We start from the raw sequence: 17,370 nt of genomic DNA, 5'->3' as shown, positions 1-17,370 counted from the left end.
GATGATCTATCGAATACGCAGGTCCAACGATTGTTGTCGATGCTGATGCCTGTCCTGTCAAATCCGAGATCGCGATAACCGCCCGACTGTTTTCCGTGCCCGTGCTTCTGGTGGCCTCATACGATCACCGGCTTCAGGAAGAGGAAGGTGTACGCGTGGTTCAAGTGGACCGTAGCAGTCAATCGGTCGACTTGTATATCGCCAATCACATCCGGCGGGGCGACATTGTCGTGACCCAGGACTTTGGTCTGGCGACCATTTCCCTGGCCAAGGGGGCAACGGTGCTATCCAACAGAGGTCAGCGCTATGACGATGCGACCATTGACTTTTTGATGGAGCGTCGGCATGAGCAGGCAAAGATCAGGAGAGGCGGCGGACGAGCAAAGGGGCCGCGCGCGATGTCCGGTGAGGACCGCGTCCGGTTTCAACAAAAGCTGACAAAAGTTTTGCAAATGCGGCAGGAGATTAAGGAACCATAGCGAATAGTTATCTACGTGTTACAAGGATGAAGGTGATCAAGCATGTCTTACGGCAAAATTCCAGAATCAGTCATCCAAGACGTCCTCAGACATCATGATATTGTGGAAACAGTAGGCAAATACGTTCATCTATCCAAACAAGGCAAATATATGAAGGGGCTATGTCCGTTTCATTCCGAAAAGACGCCATCGTTTACCGTCACGCCAGAGAAACAGATTTTTCATTGTTACGGCTGTGGTCAAGGCGGCGATGTCATTAAGTTCGTGGCTGAAATGGAGGGCTACTCCTTTCCGGAAGCTGTATCGGCCATGGCTGAAGATGCCGGAATCCCGATTACGTGGTCACAAGCGCCTGCCCAGCCAACCGAGCAGCAGAAAGAACGGGATACGCTGCTGGCGGCACATGACTACACGGCCAAGTTCTATCATTATATTCTGAAGAACACGGAGTTCGGCCAGCCGGCCATGGCTTACTTGCGCAACCGTGGACTGACGGACAAGCTCATTGATCAGTTCATGATCGGCTATGCGCCTGGACGTTGGGACACGCTAGTCAACTTTCTGCAGAAGCGCGAATACGATTTGAGCCTAATGGAAAAGGGCGGGCTGCTATCTGCCAAGCAAGACGGCAGCGGGTATGTCGACCGATTCCGGGAGCGAATCATCTTCCCGCTGTGGGACAGGCAGGGCAAGGTCATCGGATTCGCGGGCAGGAGCAGCGGCGATACCCAGCCCAAGTATTTGAACTCGCCAGAAACGCCTCTCTTCCATAAAGGAAGAAGCGTATACCACTTCCATGCGGCCAGGCCCGAGATTCGCAAATCCGGCCGGATCGTGTTGTTTGAAGGGTATATGGACGTGATCAAGGCTTGGAGCGCTGGTGTTCATAACGGGGTAGCCACGATGGGGACCGCGCTGACGGATGAGCATGTGGAGCTGATTCGCCGCAACGCCTCCGAGGTTGTACTCTGTTACGACGGGGATCAGGCGGGACAGGCTGCAGCAATGAAGACGATTCCGATGTTCGCCAAAGCAAGAGTCAAGACAAGCGTGGCCTTGCTGCCTCAAGGAATGGATCCGGATGAATATATTACAGCCAAAGGGCCGGAGAGCTTTGTTCGAGAAGTGATGTCCCATACCGTTTCAACGATGAAATTTAGACTACTATATTTGCGGAAAAACCATATACTGCTAGAAGAAGAGGGCCGCAAAAACTATGTCATGGCTGCTGTTAACCTGATCGCTGAAGTTGAGTCTGCAGTGGAGAAAGAGTTCTATCTGAAGGAACTGGCAACCGAATTCGGTTTTTCCCTCGACACGTTGAAGCATCAGTGCAGCCAAATCCAACTGCAGCGCCAAAAAAACAAGCCTGCAGGGGATAATAACGAAAATCCGTGGAATAATGGTATGAATGAAAAACCGCGCCCGTCGCGCGCGCAGAGTGTGCTCCCGGCTTATCACAAGGCGGAACGCCACCTGCTGTATACGATGCTTCAGGATGGCGAGGTCGCCGGCATGGTGTACGACCGCTTGGGCGATGCATTCATCGTAGAGGATCACGCAGCGCTTGCTGCTTACTTATATGCCTATTACGCGCAGGGCAACGAGCCGGACGTCAGCCGATTCATGAGCACGCTACAGGATGACCGTCTGGAGCGAACGGCAAGCTCGATCCTGATGACGGATGACTATTCACCGTTCGGGCCTGAGCTGATGGAAGCGTATATTCATGTTATACAGCAAGAAAGCAAACGTAGAGAATTGCAACAACGCAAAGAAGAGTGGGTGCGGGCCGAACGAGCCGGTGAGCCCGTTCTGGCAGCACAAATCTTGATTGAGATTAATGCCCTAGAAAGACAGCTGAAAGTTGGTTTTGGATGAACGTTTCTAGGGAGGAGGGAGTCGGAATATGGCGAATGATCAACATACTGAACTAGAAACAGAACAGAAGCTGGAACTGGTCAAGGATCAACTGATCGAGCAGGGTAAAAAAAGATCGGCTTTGTCATACAAAGAGATTATGGAGAAGCTGGCCCCTTTTGAGCAGGACCCGGAGCAAATCGACGAGTTCTTCGAGCAGCTCGACGATCTGGGAATCGAGGTCACAAATGAGCGAGAGGAAGAGCTGCCGCTCGGTGCCCGTGAGGATCATGACCGCGAGCATGACGATTTCAGCTTCGACGATGATCTGGCGCTTCCTCCCGGCATTAAGATCAATGACCCGGTACGGATGTACCTCAAAGAAATCGGCCGTGTCCCGCTGCTCTCTGCAGATGATGAGGTCGAGCTGGCGAAACGGATTGAGAAGGGTGATGAAGAGGCCAAACGCCGTTTGGCGGAAGCCAACCTTCGTCTGGTCGTCAGTATCGCCAAGCGTTACGTTGGACGCGGTATGCTCTTCCTGGATTTGATTCAGGAGGGCAACATGGGCTTGATCAAAGCGGTTGAGAAATTTGACCATGATAAAGGATTTAAATTCAGTACGTATGCGACATGGTGGATCCGTCAGGCGATTACGCGGGCGATTGCGGACCAAGCCCGTACGATCCGGATTCCGGTTCATATGGTGGAGACGATTAACAAGCTGATCCGTGTATCCCGTCAACTCTTGCAGGAACTGGGGCGCGAACCCACGCCTGAAGAGATTGCCGCTGAGATGGATCTGAGCACAGATAAAGTCAGAGAGATTATGAAAATTGCCCAAGAGCCTGTCTCGCTTGAAACGCCGATTGGTGAAGAAGATGATTCACATCTGGGGGATTTCATTGAGGATCAGGAAGCATTGGCGCCAGCGGATGCCGCTGCCTACGAGCTGCTCAAGGAGCAGCTGGAGGATGTGCTGGACACTCTGACAGAACGCGAGGAGAATGTGCTCCGGCTGCGTTTTGGACTGGATGACGGTCGCACCCGTACGTTGGAGGAAGTGGGCAAGGTATTTGGCGTAACGCGTGAAAGAATCCGGCAGATCGAAGCCAAAGCGCTCCGGAAGCTCCGCCACCCGAGCCGCAGTAAACGGCTAAAGGATTTCCTCGAGTAAGCCATTGGACCTTCTGCAGCCCCTGCAGCAAGGTCTTTTTTTCTTCATGCTGTAGTTCGTAGAAAATTAAGTCTGACCGAAGGGAACGGGAGAGATGGATCAGGAACGCCGGAAAGTAATAATCAGAGAGATCGAGCACTGGCAGCGGAGCAAGCTGCTTCCCGATCAGTATTGCGATTTCTTGCTGAATTTGTACTTGGATGATGGCACAGAGCGTACGCCGTCCTCAATTGCGGGCAAAACGGCAGCCATGGTGCAGCGCTCCCGCGGCATCCAATGGGTGTACACCATTGGGTTAATTTCCTTGATCTGTATGATTGTCCTTTATTTTAACGATTTCCCTTCGGTTTTGCAAATCCCGGTCATTGGACTTGGTGTTGCGGCTCTACTCCGGGTGGGTCACCGCAAACGCAAAGCCCAAAAAGAGTCGGTTGGGCTGGCATGGATTGCAGCAGCTATGCTGCTTATGCTGGGTGGCGGGTTATACGTGCTGGACAGGCATACCGATGGCTCATGGATGTGGCTGGCGGGCTTTCTCGGGTTATGCGCCGTGTTCTGGATTATCTATGGCTTGGCAACAGCGATTCCTTTGTTGCATTTATGTGGCTGGGCGGCCGCGATGATGGTATATGCCCTGTTGCTGTATCGCCTTACGGAAGAGCCTGCTTGGTACGATATTCAGTTGTTCTGGGTGCCCGTCGCTTGTTTATTCGCTTGGGCAAGCTGGCTTGTACAACGACTCAGCAAGCAGGCCTCCTCGATTCTATTTGTTGGGGCACTGCTCTTGTGGTTCATGCCAGAGGTCTATCACGCTGTGTTGGTGGAGGAACCGGTCATGCTGCAGCTTCAGCTAATCGCCAAATTGGTGGTTGCTGGTCTGCTGTTGTACACTTTACGAAAAAAATGGATTGCGTGGGTAGCATAAATGATTAAATTATCTAGAAGATTGCAATGTATTGCCAGACAAATTATACCGGGCAGCCGTGTAGCTGACATCGGCTCCGACCATGCGCTGCTGCCGGTATATCTGATTCAGCAGGGCATCGCTTCGCAAGCTGTAGCTGGTGAGGTCGCAGAAGGCCCGCTGGCAGCAGCTGAACGGGGTGTAAGAGATGCCGGACTGCAAGCTAAGATACAAGTCCGAAAGGGGGATGGACTGGCTGTCATCTCCCCGGGTGAGATCGATGCGGTGACGATTGCGGGTATGGGGGGCTCACTGATTCGGGATATTCTGGAGGCGGGCAGACTTGAGGGCAAGCTGGCGGGAGTCAGGCAGCTTCTTCTGCAGCCGAATGTTGGAGAGGATTCTCTCCGGAGGTGGCTCGACCAGCATGGCTGGCAGTTAACCGCCGAACACATTCTCGAAGAGGATGGTAAAATCTATGAAATCCTTAGCGCTTCAGCTCCTAGCACGGACGCTGTCAGCCTGTATGAAACCGCGCGTTTCGAGGCGACCATCGGTTGCAAAGTTACGGCAGACCGATTATATCAGATGGGCCCGTTTCTGATCCTGGAGGCTTCGCCTGTATGGCATAAGAAGTGGCAGCGTGAGCTGCAGAACATGGAACGCATCTGGCGGCAGATGGCGGCTTCCGAACTGGAGTCCTCTCTTGTGCGCCGGAATGCGCTGGAAAACGAGATGAATGAAATCAGGGAGGTGCTGTCATGTATACCCACGGACAAGCCGTCATTGGCTTGATGGAGCAGCTTGCCCCCAAGCGCTATGCAGTTGAGGGCGACAAGATCGGACTGCAATTGGGGACGCTGCAAAAGGACATTACCAAAGTACTGATTGCTCTGGATGTGAATGATGAGGTCGTAGAAGAGGCAATTACGGTCGGAGCCAATCTGATTATTGCACATCATGCCATTATATTTAGGCCGCTCGCCAAGCTTGACTTCACTACACCAGCTGGACGCTTGTACGAAAAGCTGATCAAGCATGATATCGCTGTCTATATTTCGCATACCAATCTGGATGTGGCAGCGCCAGGTATTAACGAATGGATGGCGGAGCTGCTTGCGCTCGAAGGCCGGGATTCACTGGAGGCTGTCTATACAGAGGATCTGTACAAGCTGGTCGTGTTTGTTCCGGAAGACAGTCAGGAACAAGTACGCGAAGCGATCTGGCGGGCCGGGGGCGGTGCCCTCGGAGAATACAGCTGCTGCAGCTTTAATTCGGAGGGAACAGGGACATTCCTGCCCGGAGCCGGGACACAACCGCATATCGGACAGCAAGGCAAGCTGGAGCGCGTACGCGAAGTCAAGATTGAAACCGTAGTGACGGCTCAGCAGAAGCGCCGGGTCGTGCAGGCCATGATCAAGAGCCACCCTTACGAAGAAGTGGCTTATGATCTGTATCTGTTGGATCAGAAAGGTCCGTCACTGGGACTGGGCCGGGTAGGCAGATTGCCAGCTTCTCTTACGCTGGCAGAGCTGGCGGAGCAGGTCAAGCAGGCATTCGAAGTGCCGGCTGTGCGGGTTGTCGGTGATCTCTCGGCGGACGTCAGCAAGGTCGCCGTTCTGGGTGGCTCTGGCGGCCGTTATGTGCGCCATGCGTTGTTCAAGGGGGCGGACGTGCTGGTTACTGGGGACATCGATTACCACACTGCCCAGGATGCGCTGGCCGAAGGCCTGTTCATCATTGACCCGGGCCATAATATCGAGAAGCTCATGAAGCCGCGCGTCGCCGAATGGCTGGCTGCCCGACTTCGGGATCAGAAATCCCAAACCGAAGTTGTCGCCTCTGCGGTGGATACGGAGATTTTCCGTTTTGTGTAATTTGATCAACTACTTTATTAAAAGTTCAAAAGGTTGCTTTTCAGCACCGAGAAGGTTGAATGAAGGTAGAAAATGAGGAGCGGAGCGTAGGTGTACCTACGTGAGCACCGGAAGTTTCGGCTGAATTCAAGATTCGAAGTCGAGTAAGCTTCTCTGGATTGCTTCGTGATCAAAAGTGGCCTTTTGAACATCCTTATGTTGAACATTGTGGTTTAGGGCGATATTTAGTATACTATTGGATACACCGGAAAGTTTGACAGACAATCGCTGGCAGCTTCGCGCTGCGAGAGGAAAGTCCGGGCTCCACAGGGCAGGATGCTGGATAACGTCCAGTCGGCGCGAGCCGAAGGATAGTGCCACAGAAATGGACCGCCGATGGCTGGCCGCAAGGCCTGCACAGGCAAGGGTGGAACCGTGGTGTAAGAGACCACGAGCGGCTATGGTGACATAGCGGCTGGTAAACCCCATCTGGAGCAAGACCGAAGAGAATGCAGCGGCAACGCAGCTCTGGCACCGGAGTGCATTCGGGTTGGTCGCTTGAACGAATCAGCAATGGTTTGTCTAGATAGATGATTGTCGCTTCATTAGTGGGAGGGTCGTTCCCGTTTGGACCACCAGAAGCACAGAACCCGGCTTATGGCAGGCTTTCCGTAACGAACATTTGTAACCTAGCAATCTGCAGTGATCTGCAGGACAAAAGGCTGTCCCGTAATCGGTTATTCCGATCCTGGGACAGCCTTTTGTGTATTGCCTTATCTTAATCGGAGTAAACTTGCCAAGTAGTCCAAGATGTCACTTACCGAACGAAGCGGGTGTGCCTCTTGCATAGATTCGTAGGAGCTGCCGCTGGCGGCTTGCAACGCCTGAATGACGTCAATCTGACCATACCCAAAATCCTCATCCTTGCCCCGCTTGCCGAGATCCTTCGCCGTACTGCGCATGACCTCCATAACTTCCTCATTCGTAAGCAGCGGATTCTTGGTGCGAATCAGGCCGGCTAGGCCAGCGACATGCGGTGCAGCCATTGAGGTGCCCGACAAAGCAGCGTACTGACTGCCTGGATAAGTGCTCGCAATCCCGTCACCAGGTGCAGCCACATCAATATAATCGCCATAATTGGAAAAAGGAGCTCTGGCTTCATGCGCGTCTGTCGCTGCAACGGCAAACACTTCCGGATAGGCTGCCGGATATCCCGGGCGGGAGGTATTATCGTTCCCGCTGGCAGCAATCAGAACAACGTCACGGTCATATGCGTACCTTATGGCATCATGAAGAAACTGAGCGGAGGCATAATTGCCAAGACTCATATTAATGACCTTGGCTCCGTTGTCCGTTGCCCAAATGATCCCTTCGGCAACAGAATAAGTGGTACCGGCCCCGGAGCTATCGAGAACCTTGACCGGCATAATTTTGTTGTACCACGAAATGCCGGCTACACCTTCATTATTGTTGACCGCAGCACCAATAATACCGGCGACATGGGTACCGTGTCCAACGTCGTCCTCGGAGGACTGGCTGCCATCAATGACATTGTAACCGGTAGTTAACTGCCCTGCCAGGTCGGGATGGTCTGATTGAACGCCGGTATCGAGAACGGCGATAATCACATCTTCACCGCCTTTGGATACATTCCAGCCGGTCTCCGTCATAATGTTGCTCAGATTCCATTGATAATCCGAATAGAGGGCATCATTTGGAATGATGGGTTCCAATTCCAGACTTGAGGCCCCCAGGTCAGCAGAACCGGAGCTTTCTTCAACCCTGCGCATATTGGTTATATATAAATAATGGGGCTCTACATAGATCGGCTGCCAGTTGCGTTCAAAGTAAGCCATTAATTGTTGTGTACTCATGGTATGGGATCGAAACACAAACGTATACCCCAGCTTGCGGACATCCTTGACGCCGATCTCGCGCTGGATCTGGTCCATACCCTTTGCATCTGGATCCTTGGTAAAACGAACGACGACCTCATTCGTATGATAATGGCTGACATCACCATTAGCTTCACCATCTGTTACCGTCACATCGTGAGTTGTATTCGGAACGACGGATTCGGTGCGGTAACGGCCTTCGGCAGGATAAGGGACGAGTCTCATATTCCTGCGCTGATGTCGCTGTACATCACCGAGAATGCGATGGTCCAGCACGCTGATCAAGCCTTCGCCCTTGTGCTCCGGAGAAGGTACAGCCAGAACCGTATAATCGGTTTCATTGCGATGCAGGTTTCCTGAGTCAAAGGATTCGCCATTAGCGAGCTTGGCACGGGCTCGATCCATTGCACCTTTTAGCTGCTCGGCAACCGCCGGCTCCAGCTTGTCAGTTGGTTTAGCAGCGGACTGCTCATCGGATGTAATCCATTCCAGCCGTACAATATGGGGATGACTGGCCAGAAGCGTTTGAATTTGATGCTCCCGTTTCTCCTCCTGCTGCGAGTTGGAGAGCAGTGCTTGCAGTTCTCGTTCACAATCAAGTTTCGATAATTGCTCGGTGGCTTTGACGTCCCGCAGGACCGTATATTGCTTCAGCCGGGTCTCCTCCTGGGCAGCAGAGTTCTCCGAATTCTCTGGAGCAGAGGTGCAGCCGGCGACAGAGGCAACCAGCACAATCAGAGCAATCGCGTGCATAATCGCGACATGCGAGCGGCGAGAACGCATTGTAGACAACCTCCAGTGCTATTGATGTAAGTAGCGTTAGGGTAAGGAAGCAAGGCACAAAATATACGCCACCCCTCCGCAATAGGCAGTACCACTTCCAAGTAATTTGTGGTACCATGTTGTTGGAATGTAAAAATGTTTTTTCGGTGGAATGATGAAAGGGGACAATCAACTAATGCCAGCCTCAAATGTGAAACAATTAAGCGAATCTACCCATGAAAAATTGAAAACGGCGATTAGCCAACTGGAAGAATTCTTAAACCAATATGCTGTGCCTCAGCTAACCGAGCTGGACAGTGAGGACCAGACAGCTTTCTATAAAGGTTTGTTGTCGGATCTTCGCCACCTGCTCGTCTTCAGTGAAGTGGCCTATGAGAAGCTCGGCGCCTTGCTGCGTCGCCCGAACTTTGATACGGACGCTGCAGAGCGCACGCTGTATGAGGTATATCATCAATGCGTAAACGCGTACTTTTACCCTAAAAATGAAGGCTATTCCGAGGATGGCCGTTACGCTTATACCGGACGGGACGCGATTCGTTTCCTGTTCAAGCCAGTCGAGCCAGCACGCGATATCGTATTGACGCATTCCAAGATTTTTGAGGAGCTGCGGGACGATCTCGGTTATTATGAGACTGACTACATGACGCATGTCCGGATGCAGCGGCAGAAGTAAGGTGTGGTTTAGCCACTATTTATCAGCATAACACCCCCACTTAACGGGCAACTTGTTAGTGGGGGTGATTGTTATGCCAGATGGCGTAAAGTGCAGCGTGGCCAATTGCACCTTTTGGGAGCAGGGCAACAACTGCAATGCTGACCAGATTATGATTGATGTCGACAAGCATGCGCATCAGCGCCTCGACACTGAGTTCGGCGAAGGCGAGCTCGGCGCGAACCACAAGGATCAAGCTGAAGATTCGTCCGTCACATGCTGCCACACCTTCAAACCGAAGGAGTGAGCTCATGAGACGCCAAAAAGACGAAGATGGCTGGGCCAGTGAGGTCCTGCCGAAAAAACGCCAGCAAGCCAAAGCAAGAAAAGAAAAACGGGATACCGAGTTATCCGCAGAGCTGAGTGCAGATGTGCCTGCATACGGTCATCATGAGGATATGGAACGGGCTGATGCAGCCGCCGGCCGAGTGATTGGATGGACCGCACTCGCATTTGCGATTGCTTCTTGGTTTCTCTGGCCTGTACTGATGGGTGCAGCCTCGGCGTTATTGGGCTGGTTTGCTTATCGGCAAGGCAGCAAGACGCTGGGCATCTGGTCAATTGTCATTGGCCTGGTTGCTCTGGCGGCCTATCTTGCATTGCTTCCTTTGTATTACTACACCTTATCTTAGAGCCAAAGGCTGCTTCCGGTGGTACTCGCCAGAAGCAGCCTTTGCTCTGATGAATAGAGAAGTCTCCTCAGGTTAATGCTGGAATTGGGACTAGCCCGCCGCGGACAAAACGTGTACAATGAAAGCAAATGATGTGAACCTGTTTGGAGGCATTAGACATGACCATGGCAATCGACCCCCGTACGATGAAAACCATTCTTCAGCTGCAATGGTCGCAGCCGATCGGATTAGAAGGGCAGTCCTCAGGAAATGATTCCGTCTCATCGCTGTTCGACACGATGCTAGACCAAATGATGGACAGTGAAAAGGCAGCGTTAACGGACTCGTCTTACCGTCCTGCGACGCTGGAGGGCTATCTGGCTGCCCCGCCTCAGAAAGGGACGGTTCTGCCGGGCTTGGCACCGCTTAGTGTCAGTCTGACGGAAGCTGTGAGTACTGCTGCAGAAATGGAGAATTCCCGTGCTCCTGTCGGTGACTCCTCTTATGAACAACTCATTACAATGGCTGCAGACAAGCATGGCGTTGATCCGTCACTGGTCAAGGCTGTGATTCAGACGGAGTCCGGCTTCCGGCCCAATGCGGAATCCTCGGCAGGCGCCAAAGGCTTGATGCAACTGATGGACGGGACAGCTCGCGGGCTCGGAGTGACCAATTCCTTTGATCCCGCTCAGAATATTGAGGGCGGCACCAAATATCTAGGGTACTTGCTGCGCAAGTATGACGGTCACTTGCAAGTAGCGCTAGCCGCTTATAACGCTGGCCCGGGTCGGGTTGACAGGCTGGGTATCCGGACCGAAGCCGATCTGGTTGCGAAGCGAAGCACGCTACCACTGGAGACACAGAAATATGTCGACAAGGTAACGGATGCATTACGGATGTTCAGCTAAAGGCTCCAGAACATGCAAGGATCACGACTTATGCCTCCAGTATGGTATTGGACGGAGGCTTGTCTGTGGTCCTTTTACTATGTATACAGAAGGCGAGGGAACGGCTTTGCTTTATTTTGATCATAGCGCGTCCGCGCCCCCGCATGAGGATGTGGTGCGGACGATGATGGAAGTGATGACGCGCCATTATGCCAATCCGTCTTCGCTGCATCGGGCAGGCCTCGACGCGGACCGCCTGCTGCATCGGGCACGTGAAGTGCTTGCTGCTCAGTTCGGGGTCTCTGCCTCCGAGTGGGTCTTCACCTCTGGTGGCACAGAAAGTAATAACCTGGCCATTCTGGGGGCCGCCCGCGCCATGCAGTCGCGTGGCAAGCACCTGATTACAAGCAAGATAGAGCATCCGAGTGTCGTACAGGCGTTCCGGCAGCTCGAACAGGAAGGGTATGAGGTGACATGGCTTCCGGTAGACGAGCAAGGATGTGTGAGGTCGGATTCTCTGGCAGAGGCGATCCGAGGGGATACAATACTCGTCAGTATTATGCATGTGAATAATGAGACAGGGGCTATTCAACCCCTGGAGGAACTGTCTAGTGTGCTGTCCCACCATCCACGGATTCTCTTTCATGTAGACGGTGTCCAGAGCGTCGGCAAGCTTCCGGTTAAGCTGAGGGCCTGGCGGATCGATATGTTCACTGTTTCTGCTCACAAGCTACGCGGCCCAAAAGGGGTAGGCCTATTGTATGTAAGAGAAGGCGTGCGCCTGCAGCCGCTCGTTTATGGCGGGGGGCAGGAAGCGGGAAGACGGTCAGGCACATCCAACGTCCCTGGCATTGTTGCATCGGTTAAGGCGATACGGCTGGCAGTGGAGAAGCAAGTGGAGCGCCAGGTGCGCATGACGGGGCTGGGCAGGCTGCTACGGGAATCGCTTGCCGATGTCGAAGGGATCGTGCTGACGAAATGTCCGGCTGCTCCGCACATTGTGCATTTAAGCTGTCCTGGTCTGAAACCGGAAGTTGTGGTGCATATGTTGGAGCAAGAAGAAATCTATATTTCTACCCAGTCCGCTTGCTCTTCCAAGTCGGGTCAGCCAAGTCCAGTGCTTCAGGCCATGGGAATGGAGCGCACACTGACCGAGAGCGGTCTCCGCATCAGTTTTGGCGATGAACATACGGAAGAGGATATCCATCGGCTGGCAGAGCACTTGGCACGTGCGGTAACTTCTCTAAGGCCGATTGTGAAAGGGAGAAACTAATGATTCGTTACGATATGCTAATCTTGCGGTTCGGAGAATTCACCATAAAAGGCAAGAATCGCAACCGCTTTGAAAAACGACTGATGGAACATGTCCGTCAGGCGCTGACCGGCTATACTGATTTAAAGCTGCAGCGTACCTTTGGCCGAATCTATGTGTATCTCAACGGACATGAGCATGGCCCGATTATCGAACAGGTCCGAGATATCTTCGGCATTGCATCGATCAGTCCGGCGCTTACGGTACCTCCAGAGCTAATTCCCATCCAGACGGCATCCCTGCAAGTGATGGAGTCCTATGACAGCAAGGAGCGCACGTTCAAGGCTACGGTCAGAAGAGCCTGGAAAGGCTTTCCCCATACCTCGCAAGAGATGAATCATCTCGTTGGAGGCCATGTGCTGCGAAACCACCCGCTGCTCAAAGTCAATGTCCATCAGCCTCAGATTGAACTGCGGGTGGAAATTCAAGAGGCCTTTGCCCTCGTCTATTGTGAGGTTATCCGGACCGTGGGCGGGTTCCCGTACGGAACCAACGGCAAAGCGATGCTGTTGCTCTCGGGAGGAATCGACAGTCCTGTTGCTGGTTGGCATGCGATGCGTAGAGGGTTGGAGGTTGAAGCCGTACATTTTTACAGCTATCCCTTTACGAGCGAGCAGGCCCGTGACAAGGTCATTGCTCTGTCAAGCAGACTCTCCCGGTTTGCCGGCGGGCAGCTGAAGCTGCATTTGGTGCCGTTCACGGAGCTGCAGACGGCTTTTGCAAGCATGAAGCAGGACCCCCTCGTCATTACAATGATGAGAAGGGCCATGCTGCGAATTACGGAACGCCTGGCCGAGCAGCACGGAGCTCTGGCGATGATTACCGGAGACAGTCTCGGCCAAGTCGCCAGTCAGACACTTGGCAGCATGAATGTAATTGGCCGCGCTGCTTCGCTGCCATTGCTGCGACCGCTCGTCATGATGGATAAGCAGGAGATTATCGAACGAGCGGAAGCGATCGGGACTTACCCTGTTTCGATTCTTCCTTATGAGGACTGTTGTACGTTATTTGTACCAAAGTCGCCAAGCACCAATCCCAATCTACGGGTTGTTGAGAAGGTTGAGAGCTTTGTGCCGGAGTATGACCGATTGCTAGAGGAAGCGGTGTCGAAGGCAGAGACGATGATCCTGGAACCGGAACATCAGGTGCAGCTGACATCTCCAGATGAGGAAGACTGGTTTTAGGCAAAGAGAATAATGGGTTAGCAGAACGAACAAGAACAATTGCATGGCTTGGACATAACAGGCCGCATCCTCACATACATAAATGGTGAGGGGGCGAGTCCGATGGAAAGCCTGATTATTTTCCTGCAAATTATGTTTATCAACCTGCTGCTCAGCGGAGACAATGCATTGGTTATTGCAATGGCCAGCCAGCATTTGCCGCCGCAAGCCCGCAAGAAAGCGATTGTGTGGGGGACGGCATGTGCGATTGGCCTGCGATGTGTGCTGACTTTGGTGGCGATCAGTCTGCTGCATATTCCGTACCTGCAGGCTGCCGGAGCCGTCTTGCTGTTCATCATAGCCGTGCAATTGCTGCTAGGGGCGTCGGAGCATGATTCGTCAGGACAGCGCAAAGGACGCGTGACCACGACTTTGGCGGGGGCGGTATGGACCATCGTGGCCGCCGATTTTGTAATGAGTCTGGATAATGTGCTTGCTATCGCCGCAATTGCCGAGGGACAGATTCTGTTAATTTTGCTTGGCATCGGCCTCAGCATCCCCATCATCATCTGGGGAAGTCAACTGCTTAGCCGTGCATTGCGCAAGCTTCCATCATTGGTTTACCTTGGTGCGGGATTGCTTGGATATGCGGCTGGCAAGATGCTTGTGCATGATCCAGGACTCGACCGGCATCTGTTTCATGGATCCCAGACAGCGATGGAGGCCATCCCGCTGCTGGCCATTCCGTTTGTCATTTCATTAGCCTTGCTGTGGCGCCGTTTATAATTTATAAGCGGCGTTTTTTGTTATTATAACGTATAGAGGTTCTCGGGGCCCCCCGCAAAGGTTCTGGCTAAGCTTCGAAGAACAGGCTCCACTTTGTGGGGAAATTTTATGGCTATTTTTCATACGCACTGGTTTTTTCCCTTCACTTCAATTACACTAGAGGTAAAAGCGTGTCGTCTTTCGTCAAGGGATACGGTTGGCGGTGCAAGAAACGGGGGAAACCGGATGTCCAAAAATCAATATACCGTCGGCGTTCTGATGCTGATTGCCGGCGCTATTATTTTGCTTGGAAAACTTGGTATATTCAGTTTTATCGGGACCATCTTCTGGCCGCTGTTCCTGCTGATCCCCGGCATATTAATGCATGTCTTGTATTTCGGACGGATTCTGCCGGCTGCCATTCTCATTCCGGGTGGCATCCTGACGGTATATTCGCTCGTTTTCCTGTACTGTACATTGTTTGGCTGGGAGAACTTGCAGCATATATGGCCGTTTTTTATTTTTGGTATTGCTGTCGGCCTGTACGAATACCATTTGTTTGAAGTGCCGCGTCCGCGCGGTCCGATGATTGCAGCGATGATACTGGCGATTGTAGCCGCCTGCTGCTTTACAGCAGTTCTGCTCTGGACATGGGGCATATACCTGCTGGCTGCACTCCTGATTCTGGGAGGCGCTTGGTTGGTCTTCGGACGACAGTTGCTGGGAAAACGCACCAAATTTTAGAATCAGAAGGGATTAAACAAACCATGCATTCAAGAGAACATCTGCGCAATATCGCGATTATCGCCCACGTCGACCACGGCAAAACCACCTTGGTGGATAAGCTGCTCCAACAATCCGGTACGTTCCGTGAGAACGAACAGGTTCAGGAGCGGGCGATGGATTCCAATGATCTGGAGCGCGAGCGCGGAATTACGATTCTAGCCAAGAATACAGCGATTAACTACAAGGAATTCCTGATCAATATCGTGGATACACCAGGCCATGCCGACTTTGGCGGCGAGGTTGAACGGATTATGAAAATGGTCGACGGCGTACTACTGGTTGTCGATGCTTTTGAAGGCTGTATGCCACAGACCAAGTTCGTGCTGCGCAAAGCGCTCGAACAGAACTTGACGCCGATTGTTGTTCTGAACAAGATTGACCGTCCAAATGCACGTCCTTCCGAAGTAGTGGACGAGGTGCTCGATCTGTTCATTGAGCTGGGTGCCAATGACGAGCAGCTTGAGTTCCCTGTCGTTTATGCTTCTGCTCTGATGGGAACTTCGAGCAATAACCCGGACCAGCAGGATGATAATATGCAGGCGCTCTATGAAATGATTGTCGGTCATATCCCTTCGCCTACCGAGAATGTCGAAGAGCCGCTTCAATTCCTTGTGACCCTGATGGATTACAACGAATACCTGGGCCGTATTGCTGTCGGACGCGTAAACCGCGGGATCATTAAGCAGGGACAGGTTGTCGCTGTTATTAACCGCGAGGGCGGCATCAAGCAAGCGCGTATCGAGAAGCTGTTCGGCTTCCAGGGACTGAAGCGGATTGAAATTCCTGAGGCGGGTGCAGGCGATATTGTTGCAATCGCAGGCATCAAGGATATCAATATCGGCGAGACGATTGCCGATCCTGCGAATCCTGAGGCGCTTCCTGTACTGACCATCGACGAACCGACACTGCAGATGACGTTCCTGGTCAACAACAGCCCATTCGCTGGCCGTGAGGGCAAATGGATTACGTCACGCAAGCTGCGTGAGCGCTTGATGAAAGAGATCGAGACGGACGTTGCCCTGCGTGTACATGAGACGGACAGCCCGGATGCGTTTGTAGTGGCTGGCCGCGGTGAGCTGCACTTGGGTATCCTGATCGAGAATATGCGCCGTGAAGGCTTTGAGCTGCAGGTTTCCAAGCCTGAGGTTATTACAAGAGAAATCGACGGTGTCCGTTCGGAGCCTTACGAGCGTCTAATGATCGACGTACCGGAAGATAGCACGGGATCTGTCATGGAGAGCCTCGGTGCGCGTAAAGCCGAGATGGTCAACATGATTAACAATGGCAGCGGACAAGTGCGGCTGGAGTTTATTATTCCTGCACGCGGCTTGATTGGATACCGGACCTACTTCTTGACACTGACCAGAGGCTACGGCATCATGAACCATGCTTTTGATAGCTATGGGCCGTTGGCGGGAGCAGGTGTAGGTGGACGTCGTCAAGGCGTACTCATCGCTAGTGAACAAGGCACGACAACGTTCTACGGTATGTTGTCAGTAGAGGATCGCGGCGTGCTGTTCCTGGAATCCGGTACAGAAGTATATGAAGGCATGATTGTCGGCGAGCATAATCGCGACAACGACATCATTGTCAACCTGTGCAAAGAAAAACAACTGACGAACGTTCGTTCCGCAACGAAGGACGACACCGTCAAAATGAAGACGCCGATCATCTTTTCGCTGGAACAAGCGCTTGAGTATCTCAACGACGACGAATATTGCGAAGTGACGCCTAAGTCCATTCGTCTGCGCAAGAAGATCCTCAACAAAAGTGAGCGGGAGCGTGCGGAGAAACATCGCAAAATGTCGCAAGCGGGCGTCTAAGCAAGGAGGAACTCACGATGCAGGACTGGCTAAGTAACCATCCGCTCGTTTCTTATGTGCTCATATTGGGCTGTACCATCTACATCTTCAACAAGGTGTTCCGTGTACAAAAGCGGATGCCAATTATTAAGGAAATTATGGTTCATCTGCTGATGGCCTTCGGCGCGCTTGTGCTGCTGGTCCTGCAGATTGATAAGCTGCCCATTATCCAATGTATGGGTGTTGCCGTACTGATGATGATGATCTGGCGTGCCCGCCAATTCTACGACAAGATGAAAGGGCGCTCCGGAGACGATACGTCTTCGGGTAACGGAGCATCCCAGGCGACCCCGAATCCAACGGATAACAGGTGAGACT

At 52.6% G+C, this 17,370-nt stretch carries 17 protein-coding genes and 1 other RNA gene; 17 read left to right on the top strand and 1 reads right to left on the bottom strand.

From position 1 onward, the window contains the following. The first annotated feature begins 8 nt into the window (after nucleotides 1-8). The 7 genes from F556_RS0104050 to rnpB all read left to right on the top strand — a co-directional run bounded on the left by F556_RS0104050 (nucleotide 9) and on the right by rnpB (nucleotide 6,949). Nucleotides 9-479, top strand: coding sequence for a YaiI/YqxD family protein (locus F556_RS0104050; protein ID WP_026297101.1), 471 nt, complete (start codon nucleotides 9-11; stop codon nucleotides 477-479). Nucleotides 480-521: 42 nt separating this feature from the next. Beyond that, nucleotides 522-2,360, top strand: a complete 1,839-nt coding sequence (gene dnaG / locus F556_RS0104045) for a DNA primase (RefSeq protein WP_020615619.1) — start codon at nucleotides 522-524, stop codon at nucleotides 2,358-2,360. 28 nt (nucleotides 2,361-2,388) lie between these two features. Then, nucleotides 2,389-3,516 (top strand): RNA polymerase sigma factor RpoD, encoded by a 1,128-nt coding sequence (gene rpoD, locus F556_RS0104040; protein ID WP_020615618.1) that lies wholly within the window; start codon nucleotides 2,389-2,391, stop codon nucleotides 3,514-3,516. Nucleotides 3,517-3,610: 94 nt separating this feature from the next. Next, entirely contained in the window at nucleotides 3,611-4,441 is an 831-nt protein-coding gene (locus F556_RS0104035; RefSeq protein WP_020615617.1) for a hypothetical protein, read from the top strand. Beyond that, complete coding sequence (locus F556_RS0104030; RefSeq protein WP_026297100.1) at nucleotides 4,442-5,215, top strand: tRNA (adenine(22)-N(1))-methyltransferase; 774 nt, start codon at nucleotides 4,442-4,444, stop codon at nucleotides 5,213-5,215. Then, nucleotides 5,182-6,297 carry a Nif3-like dinuclear metal center hexameric protein gene (locus F556_RS0104025; protein WP_020615615.1) on the top strand — a complete coding sequence of 372 codons (1,116 nt, stop codon included), beginning with the start codon at nucleotides 5,182-5,184 and terminating at the stop codon, nucleotides 6,295-6,297. The genes F556_RS0104030 and F556_RS0104025 overlap by 34 nt, the downstream gene beginning before the upstream one ends. 248 nt (nucleotides 6,298-6,545) lie before the next feature. Next, nucleotides 6,546-6,949: RNase P RNA component class A (gene rnpB, locus F556_RS36105), an RNA gene on the top strand. Nucleotides 6,950-7,049: 100 nt separating this feature from the next. Here rnpB and F556_RS0104020 read toward each other — a convergent pair. After that, a complete protein-coding gene (locus tag F556_RS0104020; protein ID WP_020615614.1) occupies nucleotides 7,050-8,954 on the bottom strand; it encodes a S8 family peptidase in 1,905 nt (634 codons plus the stop codon). Nucleotides 8,955-9,129: 175 nt separating this feature from the next. On the opposite strand from F556_RS0104020, the gene F556_RS0104015 reads away from it, so the two are divergent. The 10 genes from F556_RS0104015 (at nucleotide 9,130) to F556_RS0103970 (ending at nucleotide 17,366) form a co-directional block, all read left to right on the top strand. After that, nucleotides 9,130-9,627 (top strand): YpuI family protein, encoded by a 498-nt coding sequence (locus F556_RS0104015; protein ID WP_020615613.1) that lies wholly within the window; start codon nucleotides 9,130-9,132, stop codon nucleotides 9,625-9,627. Between the two features lie 73 nt (nucleotides 9,628-9,700). Beyond that, complete coding sequence (locus tag F556_RS0104010) at nucleotides 9,701-9,913, top strand: DUF1540 domain-containing protein (RefSeq protein WP_020615612.1); 213 nt, start codon at nucleotides 9,701-9,703, stop codon at nucleotides 9,911-9,913. 4 nt (nucleotides 9,914-9,917) lie between these two features. Next, on the top strand, nucleotides 9,918-10,298 hold the full coding sequence (locus tag F556_RS36015; protein ID WP_020615611.1) for a hypothetical protein: 381 nt from the start codon (nucleotides 9,918-9,920) through the stop codon (nucleotides 10,296-10,298). A gap of 158 nt (nucleotides 10,299-10,456) precedes the next feature. Next, the gene (locus F556_RS39030) at nucleotides 10,457-11,185 is read left to right on the top strand and encodes a lytic transglycosylase domain-containing protein (protein ID WP_020615610.1); all 729 of its coding nucleotides are present in this window, start codon (nucleotides 10,457-10,459) and stop codon (nucleotides 11,183-11,185) included. 79 nt (nucleotides 11,186-11,264) lie between these two features. Continuing rightward, nucleotides 11,265-12,437 carry a cysteine desulfurase family protein gene (locus F556_RS0103995; RefSeq protein WP_020615609.1) on the top strand — a complete coding sequence of 391 codons (1,173 nt, stop codon included), beginning with the start codon at nucleotides 11,265-11,267 and terminating at the stop codon, nucleotides 12,435-12,437. A 2-nt stretch (nucleotides 12,438-12,439) separates the two neighbouring features. Further along, the gene (thiI, locus tag F556_RS0103990; protein WP_026297097.1) at nucleotides 12,440-13,660 is read left to right on the top strand and encodes a tRNA uracil 4-sulfurtransferase ThiI; all 1,221 of its coding nucleotides are present in this window, start codon (nucleotides 12,440-12,442) and stop codon (nucleotides 13,658-13,660) included. Between the two features lie 102 nt (nucleotides 13,661-13,762). After that, on the top strand, nucleotides 13,763-14,425 hold the full coding sequence (locus F556_RS0103985) for a TerC family protein (protein ID WP_020615607.1): 663 nt from the start codon (nucleotides 13,763-13,765) through the stop codon (nucleotides 14,423-14,425). A 225-nt stretch (nucleotides 14,426-14,650) separates the two neighbouring features. Then, nucleotides 14,651-15,148 carry a hypothetical protein gene (locus F556_RS0103980; protein WP_020615606.1) on the top strand — a complete coding sequence of 166 codons (498 nt, stop codon included), beginning with the start codon at nucleotides 14,651-14,653 and terminating at the stop codon, nucleotides 15,146-15,148. A 23-nt stretch (nucleotides 15,149-15,171) separates the two neighbouring features. Continuing rightward, nucleotides 15,172-17,013, top strand: a complete 1,842-nt coding sequence (typA, locus tag F556_RS0103975; RefSeq protein ID WP_020615605.1) for a translational GTPase TypA — start codon at nucleotides 15,172-15,174, stop codon at nucleotides 17,011-17,013. 17 nt (nucleotides 17,014-17,030) lie between these two features. Continuing rightward, complete coding sequence (locus tag F556_RS0103970) at nucleotides 17,031-17,366, top strand: YlaH-like family protein (protein WP_020615604.1); 336 nt, start codon at nucleotides 17,031-17,033, stop codon at nucleotides 17,364-17,366. Nucleotides 17,367-17,370: the final 4 nt, after the last annotated feature.

This window comes from Paenibacillus daejeonensis DSM 15491 (assembly GCF_000378385.1).
In the GTDB taxonomy this organism is placed as follows: Bacteria; Bacillota; Bacilli; order Paenibacillales; family Paenibacillaceae; genus Paenibacillus_D; species Paenibacillus_D daejeonensis.
Note: the sequence above shows the minus strand (reverse complement) of the source record. Positions and strands in the feature narration are given on the sequence as shown.

Bases quoted from the DNA above. Each gene is read 5' to 3' on its own strand.
- dnaG (WP_020615619.1), top strand. From the start codon at position 522: ATGTCTTACGGCAAAATTCCAGAATCAGTCATCCAAGACGTCCTCAGA.
- rpoD (WP_020615618.1), top strand. From the start codon at position 2,389: ATGGCGAATGATCAACATACTGAACTAGAAACAGAACAGAAGCTGGAA.
- F556_RS0104035 (WP_020615617.1), top strand. From the start codon at position 3,611: ATGGATCAGGAACGCCGGAAAGTAATAATCAGAGAGATCGAGCACTGG.
- F556_RS0104030 (WP_026297100.1), top strand. From the start codon at position 4,442: ATGATTAAATTATCTAGAAGATTGCAATGTATTGCCAGACAAATTATA.
- F556_RS0104025 (WP_020615615.1), top strand. From the start codon at position 5,182: ATGTATACCCACGGACAAGCCGTCATTGGCTTGATGGAGCAGCTTGCC.
- F556_RS0104020 (WP_020615614.1), bottom strand. From the start codon at position 8,954: ATGCGTTCTCGCCGCTCGCATGTCGCGATTATGCACGCGATTGCTCTG.
- F556_RS0104015 (WP_020615613.1), top strand. From the start codon at position 9,130: ATGCCAGCCTCAAATGTGAAACAATTAAGCGAATCTACCCATGAAAAA.
- F556_RS0104010 (WP_020615612.1), top strand. From the start codon at position 9,701: ATGCCAGATGGCGTAAAGTGCAGCGTGGCCAATTGCACCTTTTGGGAG.
- F556_RS36015 (WP_020615611.1), top strand. From the start codon at position 9,918: ATGAGACGCCAAAAAGACGAAGATGGCTGGGCCAGTGAGGTCCTGCCG.
- F556_RS39030 (WP_020615610.1), top strand. From the start codon at position 10,457: ATGACCATGGCAATCGACCCCCGTACGATGAAAACCATTCTTCAGCTG.
- F556_RS0103995 (WP_020615609.1), top strand. From the start codon at position 11,265: ATGTATACAGAAGGCGAGGGAACGGCTTTGCTTTATTTTGATCATAGC.
- F556_RS0103985 (WP_020615607.1), top strand. From the start codon at position 13,763: ATGGAAAGCCTGATTATTTTCCTGCAAATTATGTTTATCAACCTGCTG.
- F556_RS0103980 (WP_020615606.1), top strand. From the start codon at position 14,651: ATGTCCAAAAATCAATATACCGTCGGCGTTCTGATGCTGATTGCCGGC.
- typA (WP_020615605.1), top strand. From the start codon at position 15,172: ATGCATTCAAGAGAACATCTGCGCAATATCGCGATTATCGCCCACGTC.
- F556_RS0103970 (WP_020615604.1), top strand. From the start codon at position 17,031: ATGCAGGACTGGCTAAGTAACCATCCGCTCGTTTCTTATGTGCTCATA.